13 protein-coding genes are annotated in these 12,543 nt (G+C 67.0%); 4 read left to right on the top strand and 9 right to left on the bottom strand.

What is annotated here, in order from left to right; genetic code table 11:
* Nucleotides 1-56 precede the first annotated feature (56 nt).
* The 4 genes from mtnK to HLH28_RS14410 form a co-directional block, all read right to left on the bottom strand.
* Nucleotides 57-1,325: an S-methyl-5-thioribose kinase gene (mtnK, locus tag HLH28_RS14425; RefSeq protein ID WP_182960421.1), complete on the bottom strand. Its 1,269-nt coding sequence runs from the start codon at nt 1,323-1,325 to the stop codon at nt 57-59.
* Nucleotides 1,326-1,345: 20 nt separating this feature from the next.
* Complete coding sequence (locus HLH28_RS14420) at nt 1,346-2,815, bottom strand: MFS transporter (protein ID WP_182960419.1); 1,470 nt, start codon at nt 2,813-2,815, stop codon at nt 1,346-1,348.
* 136 nt (nt 2,816-2,951) lie between these two features.
* Nucleotides 2,952-3,464, bottom strand: a complete 513-nt coding sequence (locus tag HLH28_RS14415) for a hypothetical protein (protein ID WP_246396222.1) — start codon at nt 3,462-3,464, stop codon at nt 2,952-2,954.
* Nucleotides 3,443-4,108, bottom strand: a complete 666-nt coding sequence (locus HLH28_RS14410) for a hypothetical protein (protein WP_182960417.1) — start codon at nt 4,106-4,108, stop codon at nt 3,443-3,445. Before HLH28_RS14410 ends, HLH28_RS14415 begins: the two co-directional genes overlap by 22 nt.
* 706 nt (nt 4,109-4,814) lie before the next feature.
* On the opposite strand from HLH28_RS14410, the gene HLH28_RS14405 reads away from it, so the two are divergent.
* Nucleotides 4,815-5,450 carry a gluconokinase gene (locus tag HLH28_RS14405; RefSeq protein ID WP_182960415.1) on the top strand — a complete coding sequence of 212 codons (636 nt, stop codon included), beginning with the start codon at nt 4,815-4,817 and terminating at the stop codon, nt 5,448-5,450.
* A gap of 522 nt (nt 5,451-5,972) precedes the next feature.
* Here HLH28_RS14405 and HLH28_RS14400 read toward each other — a convergent pair.
* The 3 genes from HLH28_RS14400 to pip form a co-directional block, all read right to left on the bottom strand.
* A complete protein-coding gene (locus HLH28_RS14400) occupies nt 5,973-6,545 on the bottom strand; it encodes a cob(I)yrinic acid a,c-diamide adenosyltransferase (RefSeq protein WP_182960413.1) in 573 nt (190 codons plus the stop codon).
* A 54-nt stretch (nt 6,546-6,599) separates the two neighbouring features.
* Entirely contained in the window at nt 6,600-7,169 is a 570-nt protein-coding gene (locus HLH28_RS14395; RefSeq protein ID WP_182960411.1) for a DUF4142 domain-containing protein, read from the bottom strand.
* A 117-nt stretch (nt 7,170-7,286) separates the two neighbouring features.
* Nucleotides 7,287-8,234: a prolyl aminopeptidase gene (pip, locus tag HLH28_RS14390; RefSeq protein ID WP_182960409.1), complete on the bottom strand. Its 948-nt coding sequence runs from the start codon at nt 8,232-8,234 to the stop codon at nt 7,287-7,289.
* A 48-nt stretch (nt 8,235-8,282) separates the two neighbouring features.
* On the opposite strand from pip, the gene HLH28_RS14385 reads away from it, so the two are divergent.
* Together HLH28_RS14385 and HLH28_RS14380 are read left to right on the top strand one after the other, a co-directional pair.
* Nucleotides 8,283-8,690, top strand: coding sequence for a DUF423 domain-containing protein (locus tag HLH28_RS14385; protein ID WP_182960407.1), 408 nt, complete (start codon nt 8,283-8,285; stop codon nt 8,688-8,690).
* A 7-nt stretch (nt 8,691-8,697) separates the two neighbouring features.
* Nucleotides 8,698-9,690 carry an SAM-dependent methyltransferase gene (locus HLH28_RS14380; RefSeq protein ID WP_408869854.1) on the top strand — a complete coding sequence of 331 codons (993 nt, stop codon included), beginning with the start codon at nt 8,698-8,700 and terminating at the stop codon, nt 9,688-9,690.
* Nucleotides 9,691-9,710: 20 nt separating this feature from the next.
* On the opposite strand, the gene HLH28_RS14375 is transcribed toward HLH28_RS14380, so the two are convergent.
* The gene (locus HLH28_RS14375; RefSeq protein WP_182960403.1) at nt 9,711-10,010 is read right to left on the bottom strand and encodes a hypothetical protein; all 300 of its coding nucleotides are present in this window, start codon (nt 10,008-10,010) and stop codon (nt 9,711-9,713) included.
* A 152-nt stretch (nt 10,011-10,162) separates the two neighbouring features.
* On the opposite strand from HLH28_RS14375, the gene HLH28_RS14370 reads away from it, so the two are divergent.
* The gene (locus HLH28_RS14370) at nt 10,163-10,675 is read left to right on the top strand and encodes a thioredoxin family protein (RefSeq protein WP_182960401.1); all 513 of its coding nucleotides are present in this window, start codon (nt 10,163-10,165) and stop codon (nt 10,673-10,675) included.
* 163 nt (nt 10,676-10,838) lie between these two features.
* Here the strand turns inward: HLH28_RS14370 and HLH28_RS14365 are convergent, their stop codons facing one another.
* Nucleotides 10,839-12,515 carry a M3 family oligoendopeptidase gene (locus tag HLH28_RS14365; protein ID WP_182960399.1) on the bottom strand — a complete coding sequence of 559 codons (1,677 nt, stop codon included), beginning with the start codon at nt 12,513-12,515 and terminating at the stop codon, nt 10,839-10,841.
* Between the last annotated feature and the right edge of the window lie 28 nt (nt 12,516-12,543).

Raw genomic sequence — 12,543 nt, 5'->3', positions numbered from 1 at the left:
CGAAGCCTTGACCAGCGTATGGGCTGGCCGGCGGCAGTTCAACCGGTGCGCGAACGTTATGGATAACGGCGCGCACGGTCGCGGGCCAGGTCGATCAGCCCGGCGATGGAGGTCGTGGAACCGGGGGCGGCCAGCAGGTCGCGCGCCAGCGCCAGGGCCGTGCCCTGTCGTTCCGCGCGGGCGGCCATGTCGGGAATCGTATCGAAATCGGGCACGTGGGCGTATCCCACGATGCGACGGATGATTTCCATCGCGGCGAAGGCGATCGTGTCCTCTGCCACGTCCTGCATGAAATCGGCCTGAGCCTTCAGCAGGCCGGACGGATCGTCGCGGAACAGGGCAGCGGCATAGGCGTCGCCGTTCCCGTCCTGCCGGGTGGCGGTGTGCCACAACTCCAGGAATGTGTCGTGGAAGCTGGTCCAGAACTGGGCGACATCCCGCACTGCCCGGTCCTGCCCGTCGGCATCGCGGCAGGCGAACAGATGCAGCAGCAAATTGCCGATGAACAGGCCGCAATCGAAGCCGATGGGGCCGGGGCAGGCGAATTCGCCGTCGATGATCCGGGTATCGTCGGCCGACACCATGACCGAGCCGGTATGCAGGTCGCCATGCAGCAGGGCCTGCCGGCAGGTCAGGAAGCGGGCCTGCATGGCCCCCACGCGCCGACGGACCCGGGGATCGGTTCGGATCTCCGCCGCGATCCTGTCCAGGTCCGGGCTGATCCAGTGGTTGCGCGGATGGTCGCGATACGGGTCGGTCAGGATCAGGTCGACCGTGATGCGGGTCAGGGTGCGATTGCCGGAGAATATATCCAGACGGCGCGTGACCTCTTCGAACGGGGCGGCGAGCAGCGACGTGCGGAAGGTGCCATGCGCGACAAAGGCGCCGACGGCGCGGGCTGCGTCTGGCCAGGCCCCACCCTCCATCAGGCCCCGCCGCAGGACGACGTGCCGGTCCAGGCTTTCCACCACCAGCACGAACAGGTCGGGGTCGAAATGCAGGACATCGGTCGTGAGCGCGCCGACGCAGGGCCTGATTTCGCGCAGGTAGGCGGCCTCGTAGAAGGTGCGGTCCAGCGGCATCTTCCACGCCGGGTCCACGCGTACATGGGGCAGGGACTGCTTGAAGCAGACGCCGCCCGCCGGACCGTCGATCAGGAAGACGTTGTTCAGGTTGCCGTCGCTGACCTCGCGGATCCGCCAGCGTGCGGCCGGGCCGCCCAGGCGTGCGGCCAGGGTGGGCACGCCGGCCAGAAACGAGCGGATGCCATTGGTATCGAGCGTGCGGTACGCCGCTGGCGCCGGGGGAATGGAATGCGGGCTCATGCTATAATCCGGACAGTCTATCACATCAGCGAGGACAGGGGCGGCGCGATCCGCTCCAGCGACTGTCCTTCGGCGTCGATGCCCCAGCGCGCGGTCACCGCGGCGGCCAGCAGCATCAGCAATGCCGCCGCCCCGTAGCCGGTCGCCAGCGACAGCAGGCTGCCCCGGCCGATCAGCCATCCGAACAGGAACGGTGCGGCGACGCCGCCGAACAGCGTGCCCAGGGCATAGAACAGTGCGATCGTTAGGGCGCGGATTTCCAGCGGAAAGATTTCGCTGGCCGTCAGGTAGGCGGCGCTGGCCGCCGCCGAGGCGAAGAAGAAGATCACCATCCACAGCATCGTCTGGAGGCGGGCATCCAGCATTCCGGCGGCGAACAGCACGGACACGACGAACATCATCATGCCCGCCAGCGTATAGGTCAGGGCGATCATGCGCCGCCGGCCCAGCGTGTCGAACCATTTGCCCAGCACCAGCGGGCCCAGAAAATTGCCGATCGCCAGCGGCAGCATGTACAATCCGACCGACGCGTCCGCGACGTGGTCGTAGCGCGTCAGCACCAGCCCGTAGGTGAAGAAGACCGCGTTATACAGGAACGCCTGCGCGATCATCAGCACCAGGACATAGGCGGCCCGGCCGCGATAGGGACCGGAAAGGACCATCAGGGCCTGGCGCAAGCCGAAGGTGCCGGCGGGATGGATCGACACCGTGTCCAGGGTCTCGGTCATCCGGACCGCCGATCCGCCATGCCGGGTTTCGATCTCCACCACGATGCGGGTCGCTTCCTCGATCCGACGGTGGGTCATCAGCCAGCGCGGGCTTTCCGGAACCCAGCGGCGCAGGGCGATGACCGTCAGGCCCATGACGGCGCCGAGGCCGAAGATGACCCGCCACGCAATAGTGACCGGCATCAGCGTCCCCTGCAGCAGGAGCATCGATCCCGCCGCCCCCATCGCCGCCCCGGCCCAGAACGTGCCGTTGACGATCAGGTCGACGCGACCGCGCAGGCGGGCGGGCATCAACTCGTCGATGGCGGAATTGATGGCCGAATATTCGCCGCCGATCCCAAGCCCGGTGACAAGGCGGAACAGCGCGAAGCTGGCCAGGTTCCACGACAGGGCGGTCAAGCCGACACCAAGGATATATAGCCCCAGCGTCACGGTGAAGATCTGCCGCCGGCCAAGCCGGTCGCTCATCCACCCGAACAGCAGCGCGCCGATGACGGCGCCTGCGACATAGGATGACGCTGCGGCCCCGATGCCTTCCGCCGTCAGGCCCAGCGTGTCGCCCCGTTGCAGCACGGGTGCCACGGACCCCACGACCGTGACTTCCAGCCCGTCCAGGACCCAGGTGATGCCGAGTGCGACGACCACCAGTACATGAAAACGCGACCAGGGCAGGCGGTCCAGCCGGGCCGGGATGTCGGTGACGATGGGGGGATGGGGTGCTGCGCGATCGAAAGCCGCGGGGCGAGACCTCGTTGCTGCCATGTAATGGTCCTGCTGACGTGACGGATGTTCTTGTTGCTCTTGTCTGGCCGTCGGTGGAAACATGTTTTCTATCGGGCGCAGGCACCTGACGCGGTATCATGTTTTCACGGGCGTCAGGAAGATCCCGGACAGGGCGTCATTTCGGCCAGCGTCCGGCCGGCCGCATGGCGCACAGGCATTCGGTGATGAAGCCCGGCGCCAGGACCAGCGCGACCGGATAGCCGCCGAGCCATGCGGCGCCGATGCTGGCCGTTGCCGCGCCGATCAGCATCAATCGCGCCCCGGCACCGCGCGCCAGGACGAACAGAACCGTGCTGGCGCCACACAGGGCGGCGGCGCAAAGCGCGCGCAACGGATGGCGCAGCAGGTCCGACCCCATCGCGCCGACCACATGGCCCAGTGCCGCCGCGTGGTCACCGCGGCCCGCCATGCCGAACAGGAGCGAGAAAGGCAACGTCAGCGCGCCGAAGACGTCGCGCAGCAGGACGAACAGCCCACCGATCAGTGGCGCCATCATCAGGACTGCGATGGCGCACCCCATGCTGGCGATGACGATCGCCTGCGCAATCCGGTCCGTGGAAACGGGCAGGCAGGCCATGGCGCCGGGACGGAGACGGGTGTCGCCGATTATTTCTTCTTGATCCACCATTTGACGGGCTCGGGCTCATCCTCCGGCTCCTCGATCCGGACGGTGGTCCTGCGCGGGCGGCGGACGGGGGCCGGAGCCGGCGGCGTCGCCTGGCGGCGGAGCTGGGCCAGTTCGGCCTCCAGCCGGCTCGTCTCGGCCCGGACCGTCAGAAGGCTGGCCTTCAGCGCCTGGATTTCGTCGTCGCGGGATTCGATCTCGGACTTCGTTTCGGCCAGGATGATGTCGGCGTGACCGATGCGCGTCTCCAGGGAACGCAGGCTGGCCTGCGTTTCATGGGCGGTGCGCTCGGCGTCCTCGCGCAGTTTCTGCTCGTGGCGGATTTGCTGGCGCAGGCGCTCGACCTCTCCGCCATCGTCCGCCTGGATATGCAGCGTCCGGGGGGTGGGACGGGACGTGGCGTGGTGCTCGACCCGGACTTCGCCATCCTGGACGAACTTCCGCCGGCGTTGTGCGGGATCGTGGGCGCGGGGAAGGCGCGGGGCGGGCGACGGTGCGGCTGTGGGCGAGGGGGCGGAGGCGCCGCGCTTCGATCCCAGCCGCGACAGGGCCAGGCGCAAGGACTGCTCGCTGACTTCCTCGCGGTTATCGATGTCGGCCTGTTCCGTCTCGCCAGAAAACGGAAGCGATTCATTATATACGGACACGGCAGAAACTCTCGAAAAATACGAAAGGACAGACGACTCGGGGCTTATCCCGGGCTGAATAATTACATTTTTATGTCAGCGTGTGTCGCTCTGGCTTTTCAACGGGGGGCGCAGAATCGAAATTCATAATGATTTTGCATCCCATAGCCTCTTTCGGAAAGAAAACGCAAGACCGTTATGTAGGAAATTCTTTGAAAAACGGTTTTTATATGCCGAAACACGTGCCAAAGCCCCTGCCGGGGTAGTTTCTTTCACATGTGGACGGGATATGTCATGCCTGTCATTACAGTTTGGACAGGCTCTGCACCGTGGGAGTCCTGTATTTGAAGGGGCGCATGTGTGCCTGGTATTTCCCAAATGACGAAAATCGAAGAAACCGACCTCGAACGGTCGGGGCGATGTTGCGCGCACCGGCCATTCTTTTTCGTGATTACGATTCTATTCCTGACCGATCCGTCGCGGGGGTGATCGGCGTCCGATCACCATGTTCCGATCCCACCGTAACGGCCTGCGCAGGAAGTTCACTTTTCTGTGAAATCCGGCCAGAACGCTTGCTCTGTCCGGATGGCAGGGACACCACTATGCGGGTAAGGTTCGGTATTGCCCCGTCCACCGGCGTCCACCAGGCGCGACGGGGGCTCCGGCCCGGCTTGTTCCTGACCGGACAGCCGACAATCAAGAAAACTAAAAAGGAAAAACGTTCATCATGGCACAGCACGCCCCCCTGACCGCGTCCGTCGTAGAGCCGCCGTTCGAGGCGCCACATATTCCACTTGCGAAAGCATCTACGCGCCTGAAGCAGGTGGGCGCGCCGCGTGTCCTGGTGGTGATGGGGGTTTCGGGATCAGGCAAGTCCACTCTGGCGCAGCTTCTGGCCCGCCGGATCGGGTGGCCGATCGTCGAGGGCGATGAGCTGCATCCCGAGGCGAACATCGCCAAGATGAGCAAGGGCATCCCCCTTACCGACGAGGACCGTGCCCCCTGGCTGGAAAAGATCGCCGAGGTGGCGCGGTCATGGCTGTCCTCCGGCGGATATGGAATCGTGACCTGTTCGTCCCTGAAGCGGCATTATCGCGAAATCATCTCGGGCGGGGATCCCGAGGTCGGCTTCGTCTATCTCAAGGGCCGGAAAGAGGACATCGCGCCACGCCTGGGGCAGCGGACCGGCCATTTCATGCCGTCGACGATGCTGAACAGCCAGTTCGAGGCGCTGGAGGAACCGGATGACGGCGAGGTCCTGCTGGAACTCGACGTGATGGCCAGCCGCGCCCGGCTGGTCGAGGCGGCGTTCGAGGCCCTGCGCGAGCTGGCGCCCCCGGGCCATCCACTGACGCGGATCTGACCGGGACCTGGTGGCGCGAGGCAGACTGGCGCGGCATCCGCCTGGATGGGGATGACGGCGATCCTGTCGGCACGCAGGCGTCGCCATCCTGGAAGGGGTTCGTTGGGTACAAGTATCGTCCAGCGAATACCATGGCGCGCGACGAAGGCGGTGATCCTGCCGCCGGTCAGGGCAAGGGCCAGCCCGATCAGAATCAGCAGCCCGTCCCATCGGACGGGACGAAGGCGACGGTCATCAGAAGCTTGGACGGCCGTTCATGTGCGACCCAGGGATGCCCGGCGAAGGTGCAGGAAAACGGGTCGGTGTGCGGTACGGCTCTGTGCTGAGGGATCCAGTTGGCCGCCGTCACGATGTGCCGGGGCGTGTCCAGTCATTCAGCGGCCGAATGGAACGGGGTGATGGCGCAGGCGGACAGGGCGCTGAAGGGGGCTTGAAAATCGGTGCTTCAGGATTCGAGGGATTTTGGTCCTTGAACCTCGCCAGAGGCAAATCCCCGGGATCCGGTCAAGAGAACGCGCGACCCTAGCGGCCCGGTTCCCACAAGACGTCCTGCCGACCGTCATCGTTCAGGTGACGCGCCAGGACGAACAGATAGTCGGACAGCCGGTTCAGGCAACGCAGGACCGAGGGGCTGACCGCGGCCTCGCGCCGCAGCGTCAGGACCCGGCGTTCGGCGCGGCGGACCACGGTCCGGGCCAGGTGGGCATGGGCTGCCCCCGCGCTGCCGGCGGGCAGTACGAAGCTGCGCAGCGGTTCCTGGTGGGCGCGCAGGCGTTCGGTTGCGTCCTCCAGGGCGGCGACGGCGTCGTCCCCGCCCCGGAAGATGTCGGTCTCCGCGCTCGGATCGCCCGGTTCGGGAACGCACAGCACCCCGCCGATATCGAACAGAAGGGACTGCACGCGCGCCAGGCACGCGGCGTCAGGCGACGGCGGACAGACGTGCAGGCGCAGGACGCCGATCGCCGCGTTGGCCTCGTCGACCACCCCCAGGGCTTCGATGCGGGGGCAGGTCTTGTCGACGCGCGTGCCGTCGCCCAGCGATGTCTGTCCGCCGTCGCCGCCGCGCGTGACGATCCGGTCGATCCTGATAGCCATGATATGTCGTTCGTCGTCCGTTCTGTTATGAATTACGCGGCGGGAGTAGCGCCGTCAGTGGTGATGATGATGGTACCGGCCGTGACGCGCATGGGTCGGGGTGCTCAGGCTCCTGGCCATGTCCAGGTGGGATTGCACGGTCGTCGCGGTGTCGGTCGCATAGGATTTCAGGTCGGCATCCGTGGTATTCTGGGCCTCGGCCTGGAACAGGGAGAGGGCGTCGGTATGGCCCTGCACCTGCACCGCCAGGAAATCGCGGTCGAACTTGCGTCCGGTTTCAGCCTTCAGGTCGTCGACGGTCTTTTCCTCGTCGGTGCTGAGGTCGGTCGGCAAGGTCACGCCGTGCTGCGTGGCGATGGCGCCCAGCTTGTCCTGGTTGGCGCTATGGTCGGATACCATCTGGGCTGCGAATGCCTTGACCTTCGCATTGTGCGACCGGGTATCCGCCAGGCGGGCGGTCGCGATTTCGAATGTGTTCGCGACGGATGCCTTTTCGACGAACGTGGCGTCGGCCTCGGCAAAGGGCGGCGGCGGAGGGGGCGCGGGCGGGGCCTTCGGCGCCCCGGCGCAGGCGGCCAGGGGCAGGATCGAGGCCGCGAACAGCCAGCGTGCGTATGTCTTCATGAACGCAATTCCAGTCAGAAAGGCCCGATGACGGGGGGTGGATGAACCGACACCGAACGTTCCGGAGCATGACCGGTTTTGCCGGGTCCGGCAATCTGTGGGCCGGCAGGGCCGTCGTCACGTGTCCCGCAGATCCTCGACGCAGGCGACCAGGCGGCGGCGGATGCCGGGTTCCAGGGCAGAGTGGCCCGCATCTGGCACCATCGCGAGTGTGGCCTGCGGCCAGTGGCGCGCCAGGTCCCACGCCGACTGGCTGGGGCAGACCATGTCGTACCGTCCCTGGATGATCCGGCCGGGAATATGGGCGATCCGCGGCATGCCCCCCAGCAGGCCATCGGGCGGCAGGAACAGGCCATGGCGGAAATAATGGGCTTCGATCCGGGCCAGGCCGATGACGGCGCGGTCATGGGCGAATCCCGCGACGGCGGCGGGTGCGGGGATCAGGGTGGAACATGTGCCCTCGTACGCCGACCAGGCCCGCGCCGCCGGCAGATGGATGCCCGGGTCCGGATCGAACAGCAGCCGCGCATAGGCGGCCAGCGGATCGTGCCGGTCATGGACCGGCAGATGCGACAGGAAGGCGTCGTGCGCGTCGGGGAAGACGTTGGCCAGCCCATGAAAGAACCAGTCGAGTTCCTGCGGGCGTCCCAGGAAGATCCCGCGCAGCACCATTCCCCGCACCCGTTCCGGGTAGGTCTGCGCGTACATCAGGGCCAGGGTCGATCCCCATGAGCCGCCGAACAATATCCAGTCGTCGATTCCCAGGAAGCGGCGCAGGGTTTCGATATCACCCACCAGATGGGGCGTCGTGTTGGACGTGACCGACGCATGGGGGCGCGACCGCCCCGCGCCGCGCTGGTCGAACAGGATGACGCGCCAGTGGGCGGGGTCGAAGAAGCGCCTATGCACGGCCCCGGCCCCGGCCCCCGGGCCGCCATGCAGGAACAGCACGGTCCGGCCCCGGGGGTTGCCTGCCTGTTCCCAGTACAATTCATGTCCGTCGGCGACGGACATGTATCCGCTTTCGTATGGCGCGATGTCGGGGAACAGGTCATGGCGTGGCATGGGGCGACTATACGTCAACCGGGCGGTGCGGCTACACTCCGCCACATCATGACGGTCCTGCCTGTTTTTCCATTTTCCCCGCCCCGGTCCGCCCGGTCCTTCCAGATCGTCGGCGGCCTGGCGGGGTTGCTGTCGGTGGCCGGTGGCGCGCTGGCGGCGCACCTGCCCGACCCGGCCTTCGCCCCGGGCGGCCGCGCCCTGGCGCGCGAGGCCGTGCAGATGGGCATGTGGCACGCGCTGGCGCTGCTGGTGGTGGGCGTGCTGCTGGCCCAGCGCGGACGGCGGATCCTGCTGCTGCTGTCGGGATGCGGATTCGCGGTGGGGACGATCCTGTTTTGCGGGGCGGTGGCCTGGACCGGGGTGACGGGCATCCATCTCGGCCCCGTGGCGCCGACCGGTGGCAGTACGCTGATGCTGGCGTGGCTGCTGCTGGCCGTGGATGCGATGCGCGCCTGACGGCATGATGACGACATCCTCATCGGATCAGCCGGTCGCACCGCCGCCCGCGCTGCCGCATCCCGTCCGCGCGGCCTATCTGGCCGCAGAAGGATTCGAAGACCCCCTGACCGAGGAATTGCGTCGCAAGGGTGTCGAACCCATGGGCTGGCATGGACGGCTGGCGCTGTCGTCGGCCCCGCCGGTCGAGGCCGCGTGGGCACTGGACACCTGGCTGGCCCCCGAACTGCATCCGGTGCCCTCGATCGGTGCTGCCGCCGCGCTGCTGCGGGCGCGCCAGCGGAACTGGGCCTGCCATGCGGTGGGTCATCATCGCCGCGCCGCGCTGATCGAGGCGCGCCTGCCGCCGGTTCGCGCGCGGCCGCTGGTGTTCCCGGGGGCGGCACCCACGGGGCATCTGGGGGCGTGGACATTGCTCGCCCCCGACATGATGCTGCTGTCGACGCGCAAGACGTCGCCCTTCGTCAATGGCGCGGTTCAGTTCGTCGAGGACCGGGTCGGTCCGCCGTCGCGGGCCTATCTGAAGCTGTGGGAGGCCTGCGCCCGGCTGGGCGTCTGGCCGAGCGCGGGTGAGACCTGTGTCGATCTGGGCGCGTCACCCGGCGGCTGGACGTGGGCGATCGCCCAATGCGGGGCAGGGGTCACGGCGGTGGATCGCGCCGACCTCGACCCCCGTGTCGCCGCGATGCCGGGGGTGGCGGCCCGGCGGGACAGTGCGTTCGGGATCAATCCGGCCGATATGGGACCGGTGGACTGGATGTTTTCCGATATCATCGCCTATCCGCCGCGCCTGCTGGCGCTGGCGCGGCGATGGGTGGCGGCCGGGACCGCCCGCCGCATCGTGATGACCATCAAGTTCCAGGGTGGGACCGACCACGAGACCGCCGAGGCATTCGCGGCAATCCCGGGCGGCCGCGTGCAGCATCTGTGGCACAACAAGCACGAGCTGACGTTCTTCTGGGATCGCGATCCGGGCCGGACTATCCCGCGACCGGACTGACCGGCCGGACGTGATCCGCGTCAGCCGCGGCGGCCCCGCACGCGCTCCACGCACCATTCGCCGGCCTGGACGATCGGCAGCGCCAGGACGAAGCATGTGACGGTGACACCGGCCATGATCATGCGTTCGCGCGACAGCGCGTCCGACGCCCCGGCCAGGCGGTACAGGCTGCTCCACAGCCGTGTTCCGGCAACCCGGTCGACCCAGCCGGCCACGACGGCACTGAAACGCAGGCTGGCCATCAGGGCCGCCGTCACGCTGACGAGGGCCAGGGTCTTGATCAGGGTGCGGGCGACGCTGGGCTGTGGCGCCATTGTCATGCGGGGGCGAATCCTTGAATTGCATGGCGCGCGCTTGGCGCGGTGGGGATGGACCGCGGCCTGTATGGCGCAGCTTGCGTGGGGTCCATGTTAACGCGACATTATGCCTCGTTCATCCCGTCATTTTCTTCTGTCATCGGATTGTCACCACCATGTCCCTTCGTCGCCTCCTGCCCCTGTCCGCCCTGCTGGGTATCGTGACGGCCGTGCCGGCCCAGGCCGCCGTGCCGTCGAATCCGGTGCCGCAGGTGGGGCAGGCAATGCCCACCGCCGTTCCCGCCCCATATGGCTCGCCCGCCGATGCCCCGGCGCAGGTCGCCGCCGCCTTTCGCGCCGCACAGGCCAGCGGGAAGAACGTGCTGCTGGATTTCGGGGGGAACTGGTGCCCGGACTGCCGCCTGATGGCCGGCGTGCTGCGCCTGCCGCAGGTCGCGCCGTGGATCGATGCGCATTTCGTCGAGGTGACGGTCAATGTCGGGCGTATCAACACCAACCTGGATATCGCGCAGCGCTATGGGGTGACCATCAAGGCGGTGCCGACGGTCCTGATCATCACGCCGCAGGGCCGGTTGCTGAACCCCGACGGGACGCTGGCGCTGGGCGACGCGCGGCACATGTCGTCGCAGGCGGTGGTGGACCTGCTGGCGGCGTGGAACGCGCGTTAGAGACGAGTCTAAATTCGTCCATTGGTGATGCGACGCGTTTTTCCTGCGCCATGGTGCTCTCGATCATCAATGCGCGCGCCGCGCTATGCGGCACTTTCACTCGACAGAACGAATTTTAAATCAGTGTCTCAGAGACCGTGATCTCAGGGACCGTGACGGGATGTCAGCGCATCTGCAGGACGCGCTCGGCTTCCTGCACGATGTCGGCAAGGGTGCCCGGTTCGAAGGGGCTGTCCAGGCCGGCGGCGGCGACCAGACCGGTGAAAGGCTGCGACCCGCCCAGCGAGCACAGGTCGGTATAGACCGCCATCGCCCCCGCGTGGTCGGTGCGGCTGTGCAGCCAGAACTGCATCGCGCAGCACAGGGCCAGGGTATAGTCGATGTAATAGAAGGGTGACCGGTAGATATGGCCCTGCGCCTGCCACCGTCCACCCTTGGACGGCCAGGCGAGGTCGCCGTAATCCCGCCAGGGCAGATAGAGCTTTTCCAGCCGCTGCCAGGTCGCGTGCCGTTCGTCCGGCGTCATGTCCGGACGGGCATAGACTTCATGCTGGAAGTGATCGACGCAGGCCCCATAGGGCAGGAAGGACAGTGAGCCGATCAGGTGCATGCGGCGGAAGCGGTCCGCCAGCCCGTCCTCGACCATCAGGTCCATCTGCGGCCAGGTCAGGAATTCCAGCGCCATCGAATTGATCTCGGCCGCGTCCATCGTCGGCCAGAGCAGGTCGATGCCCGGGAGGTCCCGGCTTTTCCAGTTCTGGTAGGCATGCCCCATTTCGTGGGTGAAGACGTTGATGTCGTGCTGCGTGCCGTTGAAATTGGCGAAGATGAACGGCATGCCGACGCTGGGGAACGCGGTGCAGAATCCGCCGCCGGCCTTGCCCTCCCGATTGCGGAGGTCAAGGAACCCGCCCTCGACCATCTGGCGGTAAAAGTTCCCCAGATCGCCGCCCAGCCGGTCGAACATGGTTTGCGCGCGCGCGACCAGCAGGTCGTGATCGCCGACGGGTCTGGGGTTGCCCAGCGGGTCGATCAGCGGTTCGTCCCAGGCCCGCAGCCGGTCCCAGTTCATGGTCAGGCGCCGGTTTTCCAGGATCGCCTGTACCAGCGGCACGACATGGTTCAGCACGTCGTCGCGGAAGCGGGCGACTTCGGCCGGGCCGTAATCGACCCGGCGCATCCGCCGGTAGCCCAGCGGGGTATAGCTGTCATAGCCCAGCGTCCTGGCCATGCCGTGGCGGACCTGGACCAGCCGGTCGTACAGCGAATCGAGCTTCGCCCCGTGCTCGGCAAAGAACGTCCAGCGCGCCTGTTCGGCCTCGTGCCGGGTGGCACGGTCCAGGCTTTCGGCGAACGGCGCCAGCCCCGACAGGTTGACGGTCTGTCCCGCTACGGTCACCCGGGCGGAGGCCAGAAGGGCGGTGTATTCACCGCCCAGCCGGGCTTCTTCCTCCAGCGCGTCGCGGATGCGCGGGTCGAAGGTCGTGATGTCGGTTTCCCAAAGTTGCACGGCATGGGTGCCGATGGCCGTCGTCAGGCCCGCCCGGTCGGGATCGTCCAGCAGTCGGCGCTTGATCGCGACCTCGTGCCCGGTAACGAGGGGCGTCAGGCTGTCGGCCAGGTCCCGGTCGGCCTTCGCCCTGGGGTCCGTCGTATCCTGCGCGAACCGCAGCGCGACCAGCGACGCCCAACTGTCGTAGGCGCGGCGTTCGGTATCGAACAGGGACAGGGCATCGTCCCGCCTGCCGCCGTCCAGCAACGCCGTGACGCGGTCGAAGGCGGCGGCGAGGCTGTCGGCCGTGGGCGACGGGAAATCGAGGTCTTTGAACTGGATGGGCATGGCCCGATCATCGCATCGCCGGGTCGGG

Source organism: Gluconacetobacter tumulisoli (genome assembly GCF_014174155.1).
GTDB lineage: Bacteria > Pseudomonadota > Alphaproteobacteria > Acetobacterales > Acetobacteraceae > Gluconacetobacter > Gluconacetobacter tumulisoli.
This window is presented reverse-complemented; position numbering and strand designations above follow the sequence as displayed.